Source organism: Bacteroidales bacterium, from assembly GCA_014860575.1.
GTDB lineage: Bacteria > Bacteroidota > Bacteroidia > Bacteroidales > JAAYJT01 > JAAYJT01.
Window position 1 is genome coordinate 148,733 of the sequence record JACZJK010000043.1, and the last position, 22,547, is coordinate 171,279.

Annotated in this window: 14 protein-coding genes and 1 tRNA gene; 7 read left to right on the forward strand and 8 right to left on the reverse strand. The window is 44.0% G+C overall.

Features of this window, described 5'->3' with window-relative positions; genetic code table 11:
• Positions 1-23: 23 nt before the first annotated feature.
• From IH597_12270 to IH597_12285, 4 genes are all read left to right on the forward strand, one after another.
• Positions 24-410: a four helix bundle protein gene (locus IH597_12270; GenBank protein ID MBE0663227.1), complete on the forward strand. Its 387-nt coding sequence runs from the start codon at positions 24-26 to the stop codon at positions 408-410.
• Between the two features lie 112 nt (positions 411-522).
• On the forward strand, positions 523-1,737 hold the full coding sequence (locus IH597_12275) for a DEAD/DEAH box helicase family protein (GenBank protein ID MBE0663228.1): 1,215 nt from the start codon (positions 523-525) through the stop codon (positions 1,735-1,737).
• A gap of 193 nt (positions 1,738-1,930) precedes the next feature.
• Entirely contained in the window at positions 1,931-4,318 is a 2,388-nt protein-coding gene (ccsA, locus tag IH597_12280; GenBank protein ID MBE0663229.1) for a cytochrome c biogenesis protein CcsA, read from the forward strand.
• 370 nt (positions 4,319-4,688) lie between these two features.
• The gene (locus IH597_12285; protein ID MBE0663230.1) at positions 4,689-6,608 is read left to right on the forward strand and encodes a DUF3078 domain-containing protein; all 1,920 of its coding nucleotides are present in this window, start codon (positions 4,689-4,691) and stop codon (positions 6,606-6,608) included.
• Positions 6,609-6,803: 195 nt separating this feature from the next.
• Here IH597_12285 and IH597_12290 read toward each other — a convergent pair whose 3' ends face one another.
• Positions 6,804-7,949, reverse strand: a complete 1,146-nt coding sequence (locus tag IH597_12290) for a tetratricopeptide repeat protein (GenBank protein ID MBE0663231.1) — start codon at positions 7,947-7,949, stop codon at positions 6,804-6,806.
• Positions 7,950-8,272: 323 nt separating this feature from the next.
• Between IH597_12290 and IH597_12295 the strand changes: the two genes are divergently transcribed.
• Entirely contained in the window at positions 8,273-10,273 is a 2,001-nt protein-coding gene (locus IH597_12295; GenBank protein MBE0663232.1) for a urocanate hydratase, read from the forward strand.
• 91 nt (positions 10,274-10,364) lie between these two features.
• On the opposite strand, the gene IH597_12300 is transcribed toward IH597_12295, so the two are convergent.
• The 5 genes from IH597_12300 to IH597_12320 form a co-directional block, all read right to left on the reverse strand.
• Positions 10,365-11,063, reverse strand: a complete 699-nt coding sequence (locus tag IH597_12300) for a superoxide dismutase (GenBank protein ID MBE0663233.1) — start codon at positions 11,061-11,063, stop codon at positions 10,365-10,367.
• Between the two features lie 334 nt (positions 11,064-11,397).
• Positions 11,398-12,009, reverse strand: a complete 612-nt coding sequence (locus IH597_12305; GenBank protein ID MBE0663234.1) for a superoxide dismutase — start codon at positions 12,007-12,009, stop codon at positions 11,398-11,400.
• A 190-nt stretch (positions 12,010-12,199) separates the two neighbouring features.
• Positions 12,200-14,719, reverse strand: coding sequence for a carboxypeptidase-like regulatory domain-containing protein (locus IH597_12310; protein MBE0663235.1), 2,520 nt, complete (start codon positions 14,717-14,719; stop codon positions 12,200-12,202).
• 46 nt (positions 14,720-14,765) lie between these two features.
• Positions 14,766-15,407 carry a carboxypeptidase-like regulatory domain-containing protein gene (locus tag IH597_12315; protein ID MBE0663236.1) on the reverse strand — a complete coding sequence of 214 codons (642 nt, stop codon included), beginning with the start codon at positions 15,405-15,407 and terminating at the stop codon, positions 14,766-14,768.
• Between the two features lie 154 nt (positions 15,408-15,561).
• On the reverse strand, positions 15,562-15,801 hold the full coding sequence (locus IH597_12320; GenBank protein MBE0663237.1) for a 50S ribosomal protein L28: 240 nt from the start codon (positions 15,799-15,801) through the stop codon (positions 15,562-15,564).
• A gap of 260 nt (positions 15,802-16,061) precedes the next feature.
• Between IH597_12320 and IH597_12325 the strand changes: the two genes are divergently transcribed.
• Positions 16,062-16,132 (forward strand) — tRNA-Gln (locus IH597_12325).
• A gap of 280 nt (positions 16,133-16,412) precedes the next feature.
• Here IH597_12325 and IH597_12330 read toward each other — a convergent pair.
• Together IH597_12330 and IH597_12335 are read right to left on the reverse strand one after the other, a co-directional pair.
• A complete protein-coding gene (locus tag IH597_12330; protein MBE0663238.1) occupies positions 16,413-20,285 on the reverse strand; it encodes a hypothetical protein in 3,873 nt (1,290 codons plus the stop codon).
• A gap of 124 nt (positions 20,286-20,409) precedes the next feature.
• Positions 20,410-21,162 (reverse strand): T9SS type A sorting domain-containing protein, encoded by a 753-nt coding sequence (locus IH597_12335; protein MBE0663239.1) that lies wholly within the window; start codon positions 21,160-21,162, stop codon positions 20,410-20,412.
• A 347-nt stretch (positions 21,163-21,509) separates the two neighbouring features.
• Here IH597_12335 and IH597_12340 point away from each other — a divergent pair, with 347 nt between their 5' ends.
• Positions 21,510-22,538, forward strand: a complete 1,029-nt coding sequence (locus tag IH597_12340) for a hypothetical protein (GenBank protein MBE0663240.1) — start codon at positions 21,510-21,512, stop codon at positions 22,536-22,538.
• The last annotated feature ends 9 nt before the right edge of the window (positions 22,539-22,547 follow it).

The window sequence follows — 22,547 nt, forward strand, 5'->3', positions numbered from 1 at the left end:
TGACTTTTCACAAATGAAGGATCATGAAAATTTCACGGTTTGAAGATTTGCCGGTATGGCAACAGGCAAGAGAGTTGTATAAAATTATTTTTGAGATCACCTCCCGAAATCTCTTTTTTAGTGATTTTAAGTTCCGTGATCAAATCAGAGGTTCAAGCGGATCAATCATGGACAACATAGCAGAAGGCTTTGAACGGGGAGGAAATAAAGAGTTCATTCAGTTTCTGAGTATCGCCAAGGGTTCCTGCGGAGAATGCCGTTCTCAATGTTACAGGGCATTTGATTCAGGATATATAGATCAGCAAACACTCGACGATTTGATTTCCAGAACAACATCCCTGAGTAAGAATATTTCCGGATTCATGGCATACCTGAAACAAAGTGAAATGAAAGGAACCAAATACAAATAATTCAAAATTCAAGTAATTCAAAATTCCATATTCAAGATTCAAAATCTCATTGCATAGTGAGTTTAATCTGAATCTTGAATCAGGAATCTGGAATTTTAAATCTGGAATAAAAATGTTCGATTCACGCATATATGCTGAGCTTTTACTTCCCATTCCCCTTCCGGGTTACTTTACCTATGCGGTGCCTGAGGAACTGGAAGGGAGTTTGCAGGTGGGCATGCGAGTGGTGGTGCAGTTTGGGAAAAAGAAGCTTTACACAGCTTTGGTTCGGGAAATTCATAAAAAAAAGCCAACTATTTCTGTTAAGGAGATCATGGCGCAAATGGATAAAAAGCCGGTTGTAAATGCCTTGCAATTTGAGTTCTGGGAATGGCTGGCCACTTACTACATGTGTACCATGGGTGAGGTGATGAACGCAGCCTTGCCGCCGGCCCTCAAACTCAGCAGCGAAAGCCGCATTATCTTAAACCCCGATTTTGACGAAGATTACAGCAAACTGAACGAACGCGAATACCGCATCGTTAATGTGCTTGAGCAGCGCAAAGAAATAAACATCGGCGAAGCGGCGCAAATTGCCGGGCAGTTGAAGGTAATTCCCCTGATCAATTCATTGATTGAAAAAAATGCCGTGCAGGTTTTTGAGGAAGTGGTGCAACGCTACAAACCAAAAACAGAGAAACATTATCAGCTTTCAAAAACCTGGCAGCAAGACGAAAAGGCGCTGGGCGCTATGCTCGATTATCTGGAAAAACGTGCCCCAAAGCAGAGCGAGGTAATACAGGCCCTGCTCCACCACCTTGATATAGCCGATGAACCGGAAAAAGGTATTCCTAAATCCACGCTGGCGATTGAAATTCCCACTGCCGATGCAGCCTTGCATTCGCTGGTTGAAAAAGGCCTGATTGATGAAGTGGAACGAAAAATCTCCCGGCTCGAAACCCATGATGCAATTCAGTCAGTTAGAGATATTCAGCTTACTGAACACCAGGCTGAGGCTTATGAAAAAATAACAACGCATTTTACGAACCAAATGCCGGTGCTGCTGCATGGCATCACTTCAAGCGGAAAGACTGAGATTTATATCAAACTCATTGATGAGGCGCTGAAGCGTGGTAAACAAGTCTTGTATCTACTGCCCGAAATCGCCCTTACCACCCAAATCATTAGTCGCCTGCGTCGATTTTTTGGCGATGTGGTGGGCGTGTATCATTCGCGTTACGGAGAAGCTGAAAGAGCTGAGGTATGGAGTCGTGTTCGGGAAAGAGGGGGAGAAATGGAGAAATGGAGAAATGGAGAAGGACCGTTACCATTGTATTACAATGTATGACAACCGTATGACAACCGTATGACAATGTATGACAACCGTTTTATGATTGATTGCTACCTGAATGCCAACACTGTATTAGTGCAACACTGTATTACTGCATCACTGTATCACAGAAAAGGTTCCCACCTGACAATAATTAAAAGAATTCATGTAGTTTTGTGCATATTTTAAAATTAATCAACTCATACAACGAATGGAAAATTTTGATGGGATCGAGTATGTTGGCGAATGGGCCTTATCAGGCCGGATTGGCCATGTATTTGTTTTGATTACGGTGTTCACTGCCTTGCTCTCAGCTTTTTATTACTGGCTGTCAGAACGCAAAGATGGGATCGAAAAGCAGAGGTTAGTTAAGCTGGGAAATTGGATCTATATATTTCACTCCATTGCGCTTGTGGGCATTGGAGCAATGCTTGTTTACCTGATCTTCAACCACAGGTTCGAATTTAATTATATATGGCGTTACAGCTCCATGTCGTTACAGCCGAGATATGTTTTTGCCAGCATGTGGGCCGGGCAGGAAGGTAGTTTCTGGGTCTGGGCTTTACTCCAGGGTCTAACTGGCTTATTTATAGTCATCTGGGTTCGCAATCGCAAAGCGCCTGTAATGTCGGTAGTGGCATTATCGCAGTTTTTCCTCACCTCAATGATGCTGGGCATCCATGTGCTGGGATTTAAGATTGGCAGCAGTCCGTTTGCATTGTTGCGCAACATGCCTGATTATGCCGGCGATGCATTTTTCCTGAACCCAAATTACATCTCACAAATTGCGGATGGGCTCGGACTTAACCCTTTGCTGGAGAATCCATGGATGGTCACTCACCCTCCAATGCTTTTCCTGGGGTATGCACTTTTTGTTGTTCCTTACGCTTATGCAATTGCAGGATTATTACGCAAAGATTATACAGGATGGATAAAACCAGCTATGCCATGGACAATTGCATCGCTGATTGCCCTTGGTACCGGAATTCTATTAGGTGGCCGCTGGGCATACGAATCGCTTACTTTCGGAGGTTTCTGGGCCTGGGATCCTGTTGAAAATGCATCATTGGTTCCCTGGCTTGTCATGGTTGGAGCCTTACATTTCATGCTGCTCAATCTGCGCCGGAAACAATATTATCGCGCCAGCTTTATATTTGTTTTTCTTGGTTTCCTCTTTATACTTTATGCGACGTTTTTAACAAGGAGTGGTATTCTTGCCGAAACCTCGGTACACTCATTCAGCGCCGATAAAAAATTCCAGCAACTGGTTGTTTACATGGCCGTATTTTTCATTTTGCCATTGTTCGGACTGATAAAGTACTGGAAAAAAATCCCACATATTGAAACGGACAATCTGTTGTCGCGCGATTTCTTCCTGTTTGCCGGTAGCATCGTATTGCTGCTTTCATCATTCCAGATAATCTTTGCCACCTCAATTCCGGTTATCAATGCTGTGCTTGGAACCAATATGGCGCCGCCGTCTGAACCGGTTGATTATTATAATAGCTGGCAATTGCCATTTGCAATTATGATTGCCGGACTCATCGGCCTGGCGAATTACCTGAACTACGGGAAAAGTGATGCAGGCGTGTTCGTAAGGAATCTCACATTCGCATTGATAATCTCAGCGGCGCTTACCTTAGCATATTCTGTATTTTATCCTACCCGTTTTCTGAACCTTGTGCTTTTAGGTTTTTCAATTTTCGCAGCCATTGCATCATTGGATTATATGCTCAGGTTTGTGAAGAAGCCTCAAAACCTTCCTTCTTCGATAACCCATATTGGCTTTGGTATTTTCCTGGCAGCAGTTGTACTCACTTTTACCAATGAAAGAACCATCTCCCGCGATCCTGTAACCCGGGCCGAAGATGTGAAACTTGTCAAAGGTCAGTTAGCCCGCCTTGGCAATTACAACGTTGTTTACAGTGGCCGTACAACCGAAGTAAATGAAACCCATTACACGCTCGATTTCTTGTCTGTGCGACCCGATAGCACTTATGTGCTGGATTTCTCATTGGTTCCATCAATCAATCGCCATCCGCAAATGGGCCAGGTGAGCAATCCTGCTACACGGCATGAATTATTTAAAGACATCTACACTTATGTGAGCCATGCCCACGAAGTTGACGCCACCGATGCCGATGGGTACAGCATTATGATGCAGGAAATGATGAAACCTGGCGACACCATAATTGCGATGCGGAGTTTTGTTATTTTTGATAGCCTGAGGGTTGAAATGCCAGCCGATGGTACTGAGAAGATCAGCCTGCATGCCCGCTTCCAGATCAGGAGCATGATGATGCCTTCGCGTGAAGTTTGGATCAGTTATCACCTTGATGAAGAAAATGAGCGGTTTGAAGATGCCCACATCGAGGAACTGGAAATGAAAATGCGGTTCGAAAGTGTAACCGAGCAACCAAAAACCATTTTGCTGGGAATTTATGCCAAATCCGAAGATCATATTATTCTGCGTGCAATTATCTTTCCCTACATAAGTATGCTCTGGCTTGGCGCTTTTATCATGTTGGGCGGGTTTATCTGGGCGCTGGTAAGACGGATCAGAGGAGCACGCTCAACAAGCCAGAATAATATCTTGTAAGTTGGTCAGGTATTTCTTAAGACCCGGCGGAGCTAGAACATCGTAAAGGTTGAAACCGGTGAGGATATCTCAAGATCACTGAGTTTACTTTTTTTTGTCATTCTGATCCGCCGCGGTGGATAAGGATGACAAGATCTTACCTTTTGAAGCAGCTCACTCCATCTTTAACAAGCTTATAGCTTGTCATTCCAAACGTAGTGAGGAACCGACCAAAGGGAGCTCACCGAAGGTAATCTCAAACTCATTTTGGAATGTTTTCACTTTTAGCCGGACACTACCGGGTTCAAACGATTTCCTTTTACAATATTCTGCTTTGAAAATTGTTTTCATTCTTTCATCAGGAATTTCATCAACATTAAAAAACTGGCTCATGCGTCGGATTTGCTTGCTGTTATTTTGGATTGGTTTATTGTATTTTAGCAGTGTTAATGCACAAAACAACGAAGAAGTAGTCTTTATTGAAAAAGACACAATTTCGTCAGAACCCATTGTGTTTGAACCGGCCTCAGCATCGGAATATATTAACAACCTTCTGAAGCTGAATAATCTTTGGAGATCGGATAAGGATACTTTGAGGCAATCTCTTTCAAGATTGATTGAGCATTTCAATGAACCTTTCGACAGTGTAAGAATTCGTCTTTCAAGCTTCCCATATGATGCAACAGAATTTACCCTCACGGAAATTTCATTGAATGATACTTTGCCAGTGAGGTGGCTGGAAGAAGATGTTTTTATTATTGATACAATGCTTCTTGAAAAAGATCCTGTTGTTCAGCGCCAAATCATCACCATGCGGACAATTGATATTGATGCCCTCGTCCTTACATTGCCTGAAAATACCTCGGATCTGAAAGCCATGATTGATTCCATTTTCTGGTCAACAACGCGTGTAATGGACACGATTACTGAAGTGTATGTTGATTATAAATACCTCGAATCCAAAAACGTTCCGGTTCACAGTATAGAAAGCGGCACTATTGTTCCGCCTTTGCTGCCTCCCGGAAGTGGAAAAACAGCCCGTTTTCTGGCCGATTCCACCAACATCGTCATTACTGAAACCTGGCAGGTTATCATGGCCAACGACGAGTCGCCATTTTATATAGTTCCTGACGGCAAAATGCCCGATTCCCTGAAGTCTGCCGTTGAAACTTTGTTGACCCATACCTTCGAACGCGACTCAATACAGATGTTCATAAACGATGTCAGAGGCCAGAGAAAACCATTCTGGCTTGGTTCGGCAAAAGATGATCTTTACCGGTTTTGGGTCAGAAACGCAGAAAATGACTCTATTACAATCTGGCTCGGAAACCCTGCAAAGTATGACCTGACCATGATCCTTGAGGATGATATTCGTGTGGAGCGCATGCAAAAGAAAACAGCGGATGATATTCCTATTGTTGCCATTACACCCGACAGGACATTGGCAAAACTCAGTCCTTTTAAAGAAACCCCGGTGCATTGGAGTTATAGTTTGGTAAACGCTTTTTCACTGAACCAGAATTACCTGGCAAACTGGTCGAAGGGTGGACAGAGTTCCTTATCGGGCATGATTGATGTGAAGGGCGAAGCGAAATACGCGAACAAAGCTTCAGGGGCTACATGGACAAACATCGGAAGAATCAGATACGGTTCCATCAGAACCAAAGAGCAAGGGGTTAGAACCAGTACCGATATTGTTGAGCTGAATTCTCAGTATAACAGAGTAATGGCGAATAAGCTGGACTTCAGTTCAATTTTTTATGCGAAAACACAGTTGGCCAAAGGATACAATTATCCTAATGATTCAGTAGTAATTTCAAAATTCCTAAACCCAGGAACCTTTACCATTGGGGTAGGCGTTGAATACAAACCTTTTAAGGAAACGCTCATGAACTTTTCTGTGCTATCCTATAAAAACACTTTTGTACTGGACACAACAAATATCAGCCAGACAACACATGGCGTTGAAATTGGCAAACGGGCGAAGCAGGAAATGGGTGGCCAGCTTATGATCAGGAACAAAGCCCTCATTATGGATGGTCTGAGTATTACCAACGCAATCCGCCTTTTCTCAAACTATATTGATAAACCTCAGAACGTGGATGTGGATTGGGAAATGAACATTGACAAACAAATTAACTGGCTATTCACGATTCGTTTGAACCTGCACCTGATCTATGACGATGATATCCGGTTCCCGGTACTCGATGCGAACGATGAACCCGTTCTGTTGCCTGATGGCAGCCCCCGAAAAGTTGCAAAAACACAGTTCAATCAGTTTCTTGGACTAACCTTGTCCCTCAGGATGTAAAACAACCTTAGGTAATTAGGGTTCGAGACTAACCATCATGTTGCCGGATTTTTTGTGATGCAGTGATGCGGTGGCTGAGCTTGTCGAAGCCTGGAGTATTGGAGTGATGGAGTGATGTATTTGTTTGCCAACTGCTTATTGCCTATTGCCAACTTTCCCGAAGAACCTTTCTTAGGAACAAATATAAAAGTTGAGTTAAGGATTTCCTGCTGTTTCAGGAATACGGATCATTTTTAAAATTTCGCTAAGCTTTGCGAGAATTTCCTTGTCTTTCGGGTTCGTGGCATAAGCTTTTTCAAGCCAACTGACTGCAGTTTCATAAGCTGCTGTTGATTTTGCTTTTTCTTCCCTGGCTCTTGTGCCGTTCATGATTGATCTGGCGTTTTCATCAATTCCGACCCCAATATTATAATAGCAGGTGGCTATGTTAACGTAAGCCATCAGCTCAGCAGGAGCTAGTACTATGGCTTCATTGTACGAGGCGATTGCATCAGTATAGCGACCGGTTTTCTGATAAATCAATCCTTTCGTGTAATGAAATATTTGGCGGTCAGGGTTTTCCCGGATCGCATCTTCAAGTGTGAGCAGGGCAGCAGCGGTATCGTTTCTCGTGAAATAAAGATCGCTAAGCAATAAAACCAGTTCATGATCGTCTTCGTAGCGTTCGATACCTTCTGCCATCACCTTTTCTGCTGCAAGGGTGTCGCCTTTCTGGAGATGTGCTTTGAACAGCAGGTGGGCTACATTTGCCGAATGCCGCTGATCATGCAGCCTGCCGAAATAGATGATGGCCTTATCCCAGTTTTTGCTTTCAAAAGCCGCCAGCGCGGTATTATACAACAGGTTGGTATCTGCCTGCAGCGAAAAAACAGGTTTTTCAGAAATTGCCAATGCCTGCTCAAAAGCCCGCAGCGCCTCTGCATATTTCTTACTGCCGAAATGCCGTTCGCCCAGCACCTGGAAATCATTGGCCAGAAGGATGTACCTGGGCGCCAGTTGCTTTTCAAAGCGTCCAGATTTATCCAGTGCAAGCGTGTGGTTAAACGATTCCAGGGTAACATAAAGCTGATCGGGATAAAGTTCAGAGAGCTTTCTGTCATTTTTCCTGATCCCTTCACGATAGGCAATTTGGCTGAGCACGCCCCGGGTATACCATGTTTTGGGCCATTGTGCTGCTTCTTTGTCATCAATAAGTTCCTCAACTTCGATTTTAGCCTCAGCATATTTGGCCGTTTCAATCAGATGATAAACAGCAATAAGCTTACGCTTTTGCAAAGGCTGCATCACTGCGCATCCGCCAAAAACAATGGTTAGTAATAAGATAAGAAGCAAGTTCTTCATGCGATCTGAAAGTATAATCCTGGTATTGGTTGTGTGAGTTAATAAAAGGCTGACTATTAAAAAACGACCAATTTGAACTTACATTGTGGATTGAGGATGCATTTTCGATAGCTTTTTACTTACCACAGTAGTCACAGTAGAGCACAATAGATAAAACCCACATAGTTTCGTTTACTATAGCTTCGAGTGCTTAATCCTATTACTACACATTAACTATTGAATCAGCCCCCTTCGCCTCAGCCTCCGCCTTTTCCTTGGCCTTAGCCTCCGCCTTTTTCCCTATCTTTGCCCATCACAATCCAAGCCCATCAGTTATGTCATCAATTGATTTTAAAACTGCTGTACTGCAAGGCATTCCTGAAGAATTGCCCGAACATAAAACCTTAGACTCAAGTGTTAGCCATGCACCGGTTCGCAAAGATATTTTGACTAGCACTGAGAAAAAGCTGGCGCTCAAAAACGCCTTGCGGTATTTTCATCCCCGGCATCATGCGGTGCTGGCGCCGGAATTTGCCGAAGAATTAAAGAACTTTGGAAGGATTTATATGTACCGCTTCCGCCCGGATTATAAGATGTTTGCCAGGCCAATCAATGATTATCCTCAAAGATCAACGCAGGCAGCAGCCATCATGCTGATGATCCAGAACAACCTTGATCCGGCGGTTGCACAGCATCCGCACGAATTGATCACTTATGGCGGCAATGGAGCTGTTTTCCAGAACTGGGCGCAATACCTGCTTACCATGCAATACCTGGCTACCATGACCGATGAGCAAACCCTGATCATGTATTCCGGGCATCCTATGGGCTTATTTCCATCACATACCGATGCGCCCCGCGTGGTGGTTACCAACGGCATGATGATCCCCAATTATTCCAAACCCGACGACTGGGAACGCTTCAACGCGCTGGGTGTGACCCAATACGGTCAGATGACAGCCGGTTCTTATATGTATATCGGGCCGCAGGGGATTGTGCATGGTACAACCATTACCGTGCTGAATGCAGGCAGGAAAATAGCGAAAGCCGGACAGGGCGATAAAGTGAATTTATTTATTACTTCCGGCCTTGGCGGAATGAGCGGCGCACAACCCAAGGCTGGAAATATTGCAGGCGTGGTGAGCATCACTGCTGAAATCAATGCTGTTGCCGCCCATAAACGCCATAGCCAGGGCTGGGTGGATGAGATTTCCGACGATGCCGACAAAGCAATAGACCTGGCATTGCACTGGCAAAATAAAAAAGTAGCCCATTCCATCGCTTACCTCGGAAACATAGTTGACCTGTGGGAACGCCTTGTTGAACGCAACATTCCGATTGATATGGGTTCTGACCAGACTTCCCTGCACAATCCCTGGGCGGGTGGTTATTACCCGGTGGGTTTGAGCTATGATCAGTCGAATGAGTTGATGGCCAAAGACCCAGCAAAATTCAAAGTCCTGGTGCAGGAATCTTTGCGCAGGCAGATTGCAGCTATCAATACGTTGACTGAACGCGGCATGTATTTCTTTGATTATGGCAATGCATTCCTGCTTGAATCCGGCCGAGCCGGAGCTGATGTGATGAAACCTGATGGAACTTTCCGCTATCCTTCATATGTGCAGGACATTATGGGACCCATGTGCTTCGATTATGGTTTCGGGCCTTTCCGCTGGGTGTGTACTTCCGGATTGTCATCCGATCTGGACAAATCAGATAAAATCGCTATGGAAGTGTTGGAGAAGATCGCGGCCACTTCCCCCGCTGAGATTTCACAGCAAATGAAAGACAATATCCAGTGGATTGCCGGAGCCAGGGAAAACAAACTGGTAGTCGGTTCGCAGGCCAGAATTTTATATGCCGATGCCGAAGGCCGCATGCGCATTGCCGAAGCTTTCAATAAAGCCATTGAAGACGGATTAATATCTGCACCCATCGTTCTCGGCCGCGATCACCATGATGTTTCCGGCACCGATTCACCCTTCCGTGAAACCAGCAATATTTATGATGGTTCGCAATTCACTGCCGACATGGCCGTGCACAATGTAATTGGCGATGCTTTCCGCGGGGCCACCTGGGTTTCCTTGCACAATGGTGGAGGCGTTGGCTGGGGTGAAGTGATCAATGGCGGTTTCGGGATGCTACTCGATGGCAGCGCTGATGCAGAACGCCGCCTCAAATCAATGCTTTTCTGGGATGTGAACAATGGCATAGCCCGCCGTTGTTGGGCTCGCAACAACGAAGCTATCTTCGCAATAAAAAGAGCCATGGCGCAGGAGCCACGGCTCAGAATAACACTTCCGAATATTGCGGATGAAAGTCTTATCGCAGGATTGTTTGATTAAGGGTTCCAGGTTCCGGGTTCAATGTTCAAGGTTGGGGAGTTTGTATTAACCTTGAACCTGAAACTTTGAACAATGAACACCTACCCTTGAACTATTTCTTCTTCGCTTCCTCGTACCGCCGGTTCACTTCTTCCCAGTTCACTACATTCCAGAAATTGCTGATGTAATCGCCTCGAAGGTTTTGGTATTTCAGGTAATAGGCATGTTCCCATACGTCGAGACCAAGGATTGGAATGCCGCGCAGTTCCACAACATCCATCAAAGGATTGTCCTGGTTGGGTGTGGAAGAAACAAACAATTTTCCGTCTTTGCCAACACTCAACCATGCCCAACCACTTCCAAAACGGGTACGGGCAGCATCTTCAAACCGGGCCTTGAACTTTTCAAAAGATCCGAACGATTCTTCGATTGCACTTTTAAGATTGCGCATGTTAGGTTCGCCACCACCATAAGGCGACATGACCGACCAGAACAACACATGGTTGTAATGTCCGCCGGCATTGTTGCGTATTCCTTCGGAGTACTTGCTCATATTTGCAAAAATCTGTTCCATGCTCATTCGCTCCATTTCAGTAGCCTCAATTCCTTTGATAAAATTATTGTAATAGGCCCTGTGATGGCGATCGTAATGAATTTCCATGGTCATTTGATCAATGTGAGGCTCCAACGCATTGAAAGCATAGGGCAGGGGAGGAAACTCAAATTTGGCTTTGGTTTCTTTCTGAACCTGGGAACTGGCAAAATTCAGCCCCAGTAAAATTGCGAAAACTGTAATTACTGACTTTTTCATTGATTTAAAATTAGTGGGTTAAAAGGTTAATTTGTTGATTTGTTTGAGGATTCTTCAAAAATACTGAGCCTACTGTTTTCTATCATCCTGAGTGTAACGAAGGAACTGGTTTTGAAGCTTTGAAGAGTTCCTTCACTTCGTTCAGGATAACAAGATTTGACTATTCGAGACGGTCTCATGATTAATTTAATGGTAGGTTGATAATTAATAAAGGATTGAAGGCAGGAAAATGTTTCAGATTTCACGCATAGAAATAAAAAAAAGCCGGACCTGTAATCAGTGTCCGGCTTTCCCCATCATTAACCACGAGAAAACAAACAAATTGAGCAGGAGGTTAAATTCTGCCCAACGCCTTTGAATAATTTTCACCTACAGCCTGCCAGTTCACAACATTCCAGAAATTACTGATGTATTCCGGACGGCGATTCTGATATTTCAGGTAGTAAGCGTGTTCCCAAACATCCAGCCCCAATATGGGAGTTCCGGGGCAATCAGCTACATCCATCAATGGATTATCCTGATTAGGAGAAGAGCAAACACATAATGTCTTATCTTTTTTTACGCACAGCCAGGCCCATCCGCTTCCGAAACGTGTGGCGGCTGCATCACTGAATTTTTCTTTAAACTTTTCGAAAGAACCAAATTCTTTTGTTATCGCGGCGGCAAGTTCTCTGCCGGGCTCTCCGCCAGCATTTGCTGACATGATGTTCCAGAAAAGGTTATGGTTATAAAATCCACCGCCATTGTTGCGAACAGCAGCAGGATGCTTTGACATGGTAGAGAATATTTCTTCTAGGGATTTACCTTCCAGCTCTGTGCCTTTCACCGCTGCCATGAACTTATCAAAATAAGCCCTGTGATGTTTTGTATAGTGGATCTCCATTGTCTCTTTATCAATGTAAGGCTCCAGTGCATCGTAAGCATATGGCAACTCAGGGAAGTTCATTTCTTTCGCTTTTAATTCTAATAACATAAACACAGGTTCTTCGTAAAAGTTCGACTAGATTGTTTTTTATTCAGTTTGAATCTAAATAACAAGAGATGTTGTTGAATTGTTCACCTGTTTGTTTTTGAAATCAAAAAAATGTATTTGTTGTAAGGTTCTTTTGGTTTCTGATTATTAAACCATCCAAACGTCAAAAAGTTGCCTGCAATTTAAGATTAATTTGCCGGGGGGTAAGATAATTGGGAATGGCGTATTGCCGGTTCCTTACATCACTGATCCAGATATAGGAAACTGTATTGCTGACCTGCAGTAGATTAAAAACCTCAAGGCTGATCCATAATGACTTGAAATGATGCAGCAAATGACCTTCGCGCAAGCGGGATTCGGCGCCAATAATTTCTTTTGAGAACCCGATATCAACCCGGCGATAAGGTGGAATGCGCAAGGTGTGCCTGTATTTTGGCGAACCCGGAGGCCCGAAAGTCAGGCCGCTGCCGAACAATAGGTTCAGATGCATTTTATAGGTTGGGTTTCGTGGAAGGTAATCCTGGAAAAATAACGAAAAATTTACCCGCTGGTCGGTAGGGCGGGGGATGTATCCCGGTTCGAACCTTGTACTGTCAGCAATTTCGTTTATTGCACTTGCCCTGACTTCATCACCGTCTGCATTATAGTATTTGTAATAAAAATCGTCCTGAATGTCTTCCATGGTGCGCATGATTGAAAGGCTGGCCCAGGAATCAATGCCCGCTACAAATTCGCCGTTGATCTTGAAATCAATGCCACGGGCAAAGCCTTTGGAATTATTTTTAGCGTGGTAACGGATGCGCACATTGTCAATTTCGTAAGGAACCAGGTTCTCAAGATGTTTGTAATACACCTCTGTCACGAACTTGAAGGGGCGGTTCCAGGCGATAAAATTATAATCGCCGGCCGCTACAAAATGAATGCTGGTTTGCGCCTTGAGGTCGTAATTAATTACCCCATTCAGATCACGAAGCTCACGGTAGAAAGGTGGCTGGTGGTAATAACCGGCTGAGAACCTGAACAAGATATCCCGTTCCCAAACCGGACGATAAGATAGGGTCACACGTGGGCTTACAAGAAATTGATTGTTAAGATCCCAGTAATTGATTCTTACCCCACTTGTGAGGTGAACGCGATCGCTGGCACCATCAAGTGTCCAGATGTTTTGTAAAAATGCAGTGTAACGATTTGAACTCAGCATGATATCGGTTCTGACCGATGAATTTAACCCAAACGCAGGATTGTCATTTGCGATGCCCGGAAAATCTGTTGGATGCGGGATTGAATATCCGGCTGAATCAATGAGCACCCACTCATTCAGGCGGTCATCAATAAGTTCGTGCTGAAATTTTGCCCCCCATTGCCAGCTTAAATTTTCAAAAAGTACGGCGCCACGGTGTTCAATGCTATAAACATTTGCATCAAGGTTGTTACGGGCGTGGTTCAGGTAAGAGCCTACACCTATGGCTTCAACAACTTCGGCATAGTCTCCGCTACCGATATTCGAATCCAGGCGTCCGATCCAGTATTGCCCGAGAATGTCGTAGGTTTCGCTTTCGAGGGAATGGAATGCCGAGCCGATCAACCTAAGGTTAACATTTTGCTGAGGCTTCCACGATAGACTCAAAGCCCCCATATAATTTTCGAACCGGTCAACTTCCTGGCCTTCAAAGTACACACGAAATTTGTAAGCTTCGTTGATGGTCCCAAACGCGGTTTCCCGGTCTTCGGGCACCACCGTGTAGTTGTTTCTTGCATAGTTGCCAAGGAAAGCAATTTCAAATTTCGGGGAGAGATCGTACGAAAGATAAGTTTGAACATCGGTAAAAGTCGGTTTATACTCGCCTTTGGTGTCCATTGCCTTCAGGATGTACTGATTTGATTTATAACGCATGCCTGCAAGGTAAGTGAACTTCGAGTTTTTCGAAATCCCTTCGATATGGCCGGAAGCGCCTAATAAGCTACCGGATAAAGATCCGGCAAGTTCACGTGGCTTTTTATACTGGATATCAAGCACTGAAGCCATCTTATCGCCGTATTTGGCATCGAACCCACCGGCCGAAAACAGGATGGAAGATACCAGGTCGGAATTCAGGAAACTGAGGCCTTCCTGTTGTCCTGAGCGGATCAGAAAGGGACGGTAAATTTCAATGTCGTTTACATACACAAGGTTCTCATCAAAATTTCCTCCCCGAACCGAGTATTGTGAGCTCAACTCATTGCTGGAAGATACACCCGGCATGGTTTTGATAAGGCTTTCAACACCTCCGGAGATGCTTGGGATCGCAACAGCAACCTTGGGATCTATGCGTGTGAGCGTGGTGGTTCGAACCTGCTTGTCTTCGACCACAGGGCCAGCAATCATCGTTGAGGATTCAACGAGGGTAATGTTCAACATCTTTTCTTCACCGGCTTTCAACCTAATAACGGTGCGTTCGGATGTGAACCCCAAAAAACTAAATACCAACGTAATAGGTTGGTTCGCAGGAAGACTTAAGCGATATTTGCCATTCGCATCGGTAGCGGTTCCGCCGTTGGTTTCCAATATTTTAACCGAAGCCAGTTCTATTGGCCTGTTTTCGTTATCAAGCACTTTTCCGGTAACAATTCCTGTAACCTGGGCGTGGGATGCCAGTGCGATAGATAGAATTAGTGTGATTGTTAAGTAGCAGAAACGTTTCATCCGGGTTTGATTCGCGTGAAATTAATGTATAACATAACGGCTATTTTTAGTCTTTCTTGCGGAAGTCGCCTTTTTTCCATGCTTCAATAAATTTCGCCCATGCAAAGGGATTGAAAATGTTCATGGGCGGCGCTTGTCCATAATAATAAAGGCGGTCAGTATTTTGTTGCATGAAGTTCCTGTAATTCTGGCTTCCATCCATTGGCATCTGCAAGGATCTTTCGCGCATTTCCATGGCATCGAGGTTTTTTTGTGCGACCACAAAATCATCATCGGGAGGTCGGATATTGATAAAAGCTTCGCGGAACTGTTCGCGCGATGGCCAGGGGTAAATGACGGTTTCAGTAAGCAGGATGGTGTCCGCACTCATCATCTGGATCATGGAATATCGCTGGGTGCTGATGGTGTCAGGAATTACATACATGCCGTTTTTATAACCAATCGCAGAAAATGCAATTGTATCTCCTTTTTTTGCAACAAAAGAAAAGAAACCCTGGTAATCGCTGCTCATGCCACGTCGCCTGCTCATATTCAGAATATTTGTAAACGGGACAGGTTTCAGGCTATCGCCGGTAACAACCAGCCCGGAAAACTGAACCAGGTCATGATCTTTATCCTGCGCGTTCAAATCAACGGACATCAGTATAAATATCAGCAAAACAGGGAATAAGAGTTGGTAAGTGGCCATTTTAAGTGATGATAAACATCAGGAAGTAAACACATAAGACTTACGCTGGTTCATAAACGCAATATATCAATGGTTTATTTCCGGGTTTATTTATGAACACAAATAAAAAAGCCCCAATGTACATTGAGGCTTGATTATATAAATTGAGCTATTACTATGCAGTGAGGAAACCTTTTTCGCGGGCTTCTTTCAGGCAAGTGCTGATGCCTTTTTTATTGATATGGCGAATACCATCTGCCGTTACGCGCAATGTGATCCAACGATCTTCTTCAGGGATATAAAATCTTTTCGACTGGAGGTTCGGGTAAAACTTGCGTTTGGTTTTAATATTGGAGTGTGAAACCTTGTTACCCACCATCATACGCTTTCCTGTAATCTGACAAATTCCTGACATGGCTGTAAATATTTTGTAATATTTTTGGTTCTTTAAAATCGGGGTGCAAAGAACGGAATTTAATCTGAAACAAACAAGGGGCAGGTAATTATATTTTTTGTAATGGTGCTGAGGTGTTTACTTCCCAGGTTTGATTGCTAAACGTGATCATTGGCGTTGATATTATTATACGGCGGTTAACGAAGTAATATTCTATTGCATTTGCTTTGGGCAATGAAATATTTTCATACTTTTGCACCTCATTTCCGAAAAGGGAAGATTGTCCGATGGTGTAATGGTAGCACTGCAGATTTTGGTTCTGCCTGTCTAGGTTCGAATCCTAGTCGGACAACAATTAACAATTGAGCCGCTGTAAATCAGCGGTTTTTGTTTTTAATGGCGGGGATTTGGCGGAGGATTATGCTTGCAGAAACTTTCGTTCTAGATATAATGGGTTTCCAGCCTGAGTGATTAATTTCAATTGTTGGGAAGTCTGAAGTTATGGTAGTATTACTTCTCTTTCACTGAACTCCTTTATCTGATTATTTTAATAAACGAATCAGCAAACCCAGCTTTCTTTCAGATCAAAAATTATCAGGCTTCGCTCCTTGCCTCTTAAATGCAAAAAATAGCTAATCCTTTAAGCAACGCACAGAAAACCCATAAGCCTTGCCGTAGCCGTACCCGAGCACACTGACCTCTTGATAAGACAGTTGGAGGAGCCAGGCTCCAGTGCTATGGACCTCAGTAGAAGACCACACAATGCCGTATAAGCCTAAATGGATGAAACTACCAGAGTCGTAACGGAAACCGCCAGGAAGACCGGACCAGTTACTTTCGTTGGTGGCGCCTGTGTTGGGGCTTTCCCACCGAGGGTGCGGATCGGGGGCTGTAAGTGTGCTCTTCATTTTTCCGCCGGCTACACTTGTGCCGCCCAAATAGTCAGTCATGGCAGTGTATTCTGCATCTGTTGGCACATGCCATCCCGATGGACATAAACCATTGGCATTGTTTACAGCATTCCAGTTATACAAAGCACCATAGCTTTCTTTCCAGCCAATGTTATTATCATACCAGGTATAAGCCCCGGATGTATTGGTTGTCCAAGCGTTGTTATCTGAGCCAGGATATTCTATTGGATTATCGTTTCGATATTTAGTGGTTTTCAGGTTTTCTTTCATCCAGCACTGGTTGCCTATAAGCACGGTGTTGTAAATGTTGTTGTCAATATCAGTAATGGTTGATGTTCCGCATACAAAAGGAGGAGCATCCGTTGTAAAACTCAACTCATCCCCATAAGCTGTTCCAACACTATTGGTGGCGTAAGCACGAACATAGTAGATTGTTTCTGGAGTAAGAGATGTGAGTGTGCTCATGAAAACACCTATGCCACTTTCATTCAAAGTGATCCCTTCATTGGTCTCAATTGTCGGATTTGCGGTGGAACTCCAAACGATACCTCTGGCAGTAACTTCTGCGCCACCATCATTATATACGTTACCACCACTTGTTGCTGAATTGGAAGTAATTTCTATGATAGGAGATGTTGTAACTGAGGGTACTACTGAGGAGGTTGTTTCGGATTTGATACAACGAACAGAAAACCCATTAACCTTAGGGTAGTAGTCAATGACTGAATAATTGCCCGAATTGTACAAGTAGTGGGTCCAGGCAGTGGATTCCGAGTGCTCATTAGAGGTCCACCCGGTACCGTAATAGCCAATTAACATGAATTGTCCATCGGTATGACGGCGTCCGCCTGGAAGGCCTGACCAATTGCTTTCGTTGGTTGCGCCTACGTTGGGGCTTTCCCACCTTGGATGTGGATCGGGGTCTGTGCGTGTGCTTTTCAAATGTCCGCCGCCGTTATAGATGCCACCAAATAAGTTCGTTAAAATAGTGAAATCTGCACCTGTTGGTACCTGCCATCCCAATGGGCAAAGCGCATTGGCATTTGTCACGGCAAACCAGTTATATAGTGCACCATAACTGTCTTTCCATGAGATATCGTTGTCGTACCAGGCGTAAGCGCCACTGGTGTTAGCGATCCAATCCGAGTTGCCTGTTGGATTTTCAATGGCAGTACCATTGCGGTAATGTGTGGTTTTGAGGTTTTCAGCCATCCATTCCTGTGTGCCAATAAGAACTGTTCCATAGGTATTTCCATCAAAATCAGTCAGCATATCATGATAGGTTCTGAAAGTTTGATTTGAACCGTAATAGGTATCCACGGCGTTGTTAGCATAAGCCCTGGCATAATAAACTGTGCTGACATTAAGTCCTGTAAGATTGCTGATATACTCTCCGATTCCGGTTCCGTCGCTGCTTATACCGTCGTTATCATTTATTGTTGGGTTTTCTGATGTGCTCCAGACTACACCGCGGGAAATAACATAAGCGCCACCATCACTTGCGATATTACCGCCTGAACTTGCAGCAATATTAGTTATATCAGTAACCTCATTTGTTGTGAGCACAATTACTCCATCCTGTGTAGTAAAATTGAATTCATTGCCGTATTCACTACCTATCGCATTGGTAGCATAAGCCCGCACATAATATTCAGTAGCCTGTATCAGACCAGTAATTTCTGAGTTATACGAACCTGTGCCTGTGCCATCTTCGGTGAAATTATCCGCTAATGTTGGATTGGGGTTGGTGCTCCAGACAATACCACGGGCCGAAACAGGAGCACCACCATCGGATGTAATGTCGCCACCGGAAGTTGCAGATAATGCCATAATATTTGTTACCGTATTTGTGGTAAGTGAAATTTCACCATTTTGAGTCGAAAAATTGAATTCATTGCCGTATTGAGTTCCTAACGCATTGGTGGCATAAGCCCGCACATAGTATTCAGTGTCTTGGATCAGACCAGTAATTTCAGAGATATACGAACCTGTTCCTGCGCCATCTTCGGTAAAATTATCCGCTAAGGTTGGGTTGGGGTTGATGCTCCAGACAACACCACGGGCCGAAACAGCAGAGCCACCATCAGAAGTGATGTCGCCACCGGAGGTTGCTGAGAATGCCATGATATCTGTTACTGGATTTGTGCTAAGTGAAATTTCACCACTTTGGGTCGTAAAATTCACTTCATTGCCATAAGCAATCCCAAAATCGTTGGTAGCATAAGCCCGTACATAATAATCAGTGGCATGGGTCAGGCCAGTAATTTCAGAGATAAATGAACCGGTGCCTGTGCCATCTTCGGTAAAGTTATCCTCCAAGGTTGGATTGGGGCTGGCGCTCCAGACAACACCACGGGACAAAACCGGAGATCCACCTTCATTGGTTACATTGCCTCCTGAAGTGGCATTATTCAAAGAAATATTTGTTACAGGCGATGTAGAAACTCTTGGTGTAAGTAGTGCCTCGCCCTGCAGGCAACGCACAGTGCGGCCATCTTCTTTAAGATAATACCCATATCTGGTATTGTCAGAATCGGCGCTCAGGTAGCGACTCCAGGCAAAGTCATCATTAAAGGACTCTTCCAGCCAGATAAAAGCATAATCACCTAAAGTACCGTAATTGCCGTTGAACACCCTTCGGCTTGCCGGAACAATGGAGGCGCCAAAATCATCAGTTCCCTTTCCTTCCTCTAACCAAAGTGTTGTTGATTTTAAAATTTTACCTACATCATACCCTCTCCAGTCAACTATATCCCAGATGGGATCTCCAACGCCATACTGACTGTCAACTGTACCTTCCAGGATGCTAAATTCTTCATGGCTTGGCACTTTCCAACCCGAAGGACAAAGTCCCTTGCTGTTTCCGACAGCATGCCAGTTGTAGAGCGCTCCATAATCATTTTTATAAGCCAGGTCATTATCATACCAGCTATAAGCGCCATTTGTATTAACTGCCCATGCCTCATTATCATTTCCCGGATATTCAATTGGGGTGCCATCGCTGTATTTGGTGGTTTTCAGGTTTTCCCGCATCCAGCATTGATTGCCTATCATGACTGTATTGTACACATTGCCATCAATGTCAGAAACAGTTGGCAATCCGGGACAAGGTTGGCCGGGAATTAATTGCGAGCTAAAATTTCCATAATCATCAATACTGAGATTGTATTGAAACCCATTTGCCGAAGTAAGTGTTAATGCCGATGAATGCAAAGCGTAAGGCACACTGAGAATTTGGCTAACTCCCTCAATCGTGTAATTGCTGCCACCTTGTGGATCAGCCTCAATTTTGATAAAATATGGAGTTTCAGCCCAGTCTATTTCCGCAAAAACACCATTTATCGTTAGACCCTGGCCGATGATGAAAGTGATAAGGCCGTTGGCGTTGCTTTGCGGGGTGTGGGTTTCAGAATAAACCACAACACCCGCGGGAGCACCCTGGAGAATGCTTACCTGAATACCTATCGGCGATTCAGTTACCAATGCATTATTGGCATCACGGATCACAGCCTGGTGGCTGATGCCCTGTGGCACTTGTGCCATAACGCTGATACAGATTGCAGCGAAGATTGTTGTTGTAAAAATTTTTAGCACGATTTCTAGTTTTTGATGGATAAATTGTTGAGTTTTTTGACCACTTAAAGGTTCTGTAAAGACTGTGAATCAGTTATTAGTCCTGATCTATATACAAACCCATTCCTTACGGGGACTTTAGGGTTTATTGTTTAATGATTTTATAAACTCCGATTTCTTTATCTTTAAGTACACTCACCATGTAGATTCCCGGCTGCCTTTCAGTTAAATTGAAGTGATAGAGTTTCTTTGCAGGAAGTTCTTTTCCAAGCACAAGATGTCCCTGCGCACTATAAATTTCAACCTTGATGTTTGAATATTCTTCAAACTCCAGCAGTTCAAGGGTGAAATCTCCTGTGGTGGGATTGGGATAAATTTTGAAGAAAGAATCATTTGTTTCCGGTTCAACAATTTGCCGGGTTGGAAGAGGTTCTTCAAAGAAGGATGCAAGAAGGCTTTCAGGCTGTTCGCACCAAACATCGGAGATATAAGCATGCAGGTTGCCGCCGGATTCAACGGAGGTTCCATACTTCATAAGAATGTTTTGCCCTGCAATTATATCTACATTTCCTCCGTCCTGAACAATAAAATGTTTGCCATCGCCGGCAACAATTACGGTTTCTGTGGCATTGAAACATAATGCTTCGTTGTCGCTAATAATGATAGCAGGGATTTCAAGCAGCGGTGGAACACTCAGTGTCCAGGATTGCTGCAAGCCAAAGCTTAAGCTGCCGTGTTCGGAACTGTACACGAGATAATCCGTCTGTCCGACAGAATAACTCAATGTGCCGCCGGTACCAGTAGCCTCACCTCCTGTGGCTACACTACCTTGCTGCGCTAAAACGATGTTAATATTGCAAACAATTAGAAAGCAATTGATTAGGAAGGGATTTTTCATTGCGGTTATTATGATGGTAAATAATATCCGGTAAGCAGGGCGCAATTTAGGGGATTTTGAGCCGCAATGCAATAAGAATTGAATATATTTTTTAGGAAGTTGTTTATTTGCTATCATGTTAGAAAGAAGTTCGCATGAATAGCTCCAAATAAATATCTGTCAATTGTCTTTCGGCAACCTGATAGATAGGAGAATTCGACTGGCCAATCATGTTAAACTCCGGAATTAATTTATTCTTCGCTTATAATGCAACCAGGCTAATCTGTTTCATCATTTACATGAAGTAGGAATTTTATTAATACCTTTAGCACCAGCAAATCCAAAATGCCGTAACAAAATTTGTCATCATGAAAAATATCAGACCTTTTAGCGGATACCTGTTGTTAATCATTTTACCGGTTCTGCTTCATGCTTCAAACGGAGGAGGATTAAACCCCACCATCATCAATGGTAATGTGATCCTGTGCCCGGGAGAGCAAGTAACCCTTGAAACACAGGAATACGACACTTACCAGTGGTATAAAAACGGGAACATTATACCAGGCGCTGTTTTTCAGACCCTAGTGGTTGGATATAACGATGCCGGTTACAACTTCACAGTGTTTGTTACTCAGGGAGCACAATCAGCCATGTCGCCTTCAATTCTTGTTGATGGCTGGCTTTTCAATCCCTTGGTGGTTTCAAATTATGGACAAGGATTCTGGTTTACCCCTGGTGTTGGCTGGGAATTGTGTGAATACCATGAACTTTTTTTTGAAGTGATGCTCCCATACCATAACAACGTTCAGTGGTATCGCAATGGAGTGCCGATATTTGGAGCGAACAGTCCGGTATACGGAGTCCAGGAAACAGGAGTTTATGCCGTGAGCGGTTCGCCTGAGCTTTGCCCCAACTATGTGCAGTACAGCATTGATTTACCGGTAATTGTGCATGTAGCACCACTTCCTGTCATCACACAAATTGCCGACACTTTATACACCTCTGTATTTCCTGGGCAGTGGTATGCCGGAGACGATATCATTCCAGGAGCAACCGGACAATACCTGATCCCTGATACCACAGCTTGGTATAGTTTTGAATTTACTGACTCGCATGGGTGCAAAAAGATGTCAGAAGCTTATTATTATGTATGGGATCCACTGGGTTTGCCAACTGAAAATGCTCTGAAAAAGCCACAAATAAGTTTAAAAGACGACTTGCTGACAATCCGCTTTGCACCTGAGATGGAATACAGAATTTTCTCGATAAGCGGGGCAGTATTATTGGAAGGGGAAACAATTTCCTCACCAGTAAATGTGTCATCACTGGGGAAAGGACTGTTTATCATTCAGCTTTTTGGAAATGAGGCTATCTACTTCATGAAGTTTATGAGATAAATCTGGTTG

Bases quoted from the DNA above. Each gene is read 5' to 3' on its own strand.
- IH597_12270 (MBE0663227.1), top strand. From the start codon at position 24: ATGAAAATTTCACGGTTTGAAGATTTGCCGGTATGGCAACAGGCAAGA.
- IH597_12275 (MBE0663228.1), top strand. From the start codon at position 523: ATGTTCGATTCACGCATATATGCTGAGCTTTTACTTCCCATTCCCCTT.
- ccsA (MBE0663229.1), top strand. From the start codon at position 1,931: ATGGAAAATTTTGATGGGATCGAGTATGTTGGCGAATGGGCCTTATCA.
- IH597_12285 (MBE0663230.1), top strand. From the start codon at position 4,689: ATGCGTCGGATTTGCTTGCTGTTATTTTGGATTGGTTTATTGTATTTT.
- IH597_12290 (MBE0663231.1), bottom strand. From the start codon at position 7,949: ATGAAGAACTTGCTTCTTATCTTATTACTAACCATTGTTTTTGGCGGA.
- IH597_12300 (MBE0663233.1), bottom strand. From the start codon at position 11,063: ATGAAAAAGTCAGTAATTACAGTTTTCGCAATTTTACTGGGGCTGAAT.
- IH597_12305 (MBE0663234.1), bottom strand. From the start codon at position 12,009: ATGAACTTCCCTGAGTTGCCATATGCTTACGATGCACTGGAGCCTTAC.
- IH597_12310 (MBE0663235.1), bottom strand. From the start codon at position 14,719: ATGAAACGTTTCTGCTACTTAACAATCACACTAATTCTATCTATCGCA.
- IH597_12315 (MBE0663236.1), bottom strand. From the start codon at position 15,407: ATGGCCACTTACCAACTCTTATTCCCTGTTTTGCTGATATTTATACTG.
- IH597_12320 (MBE0663237.1), bottom strand. From the start codon at position 15,801: ATGTCAGGAATTTGTCAGATTACAGGAAAGCGTATGATGGTGGGTAAC.
- IH597_12335 (MBE0663239.1), bottom strand. From the start codon at position 21,162: ATGAAAAATCCCTTCCTAATCAATTGCTTTCTAATTGTTTGCAATATT.
- IH597_12340 (MBE0663240.1), top strand. From the start codon at position 21,510: ATGAAAAATATCAGACCTTTTAGCGGATACCTGTTGTTAATCATTTTA.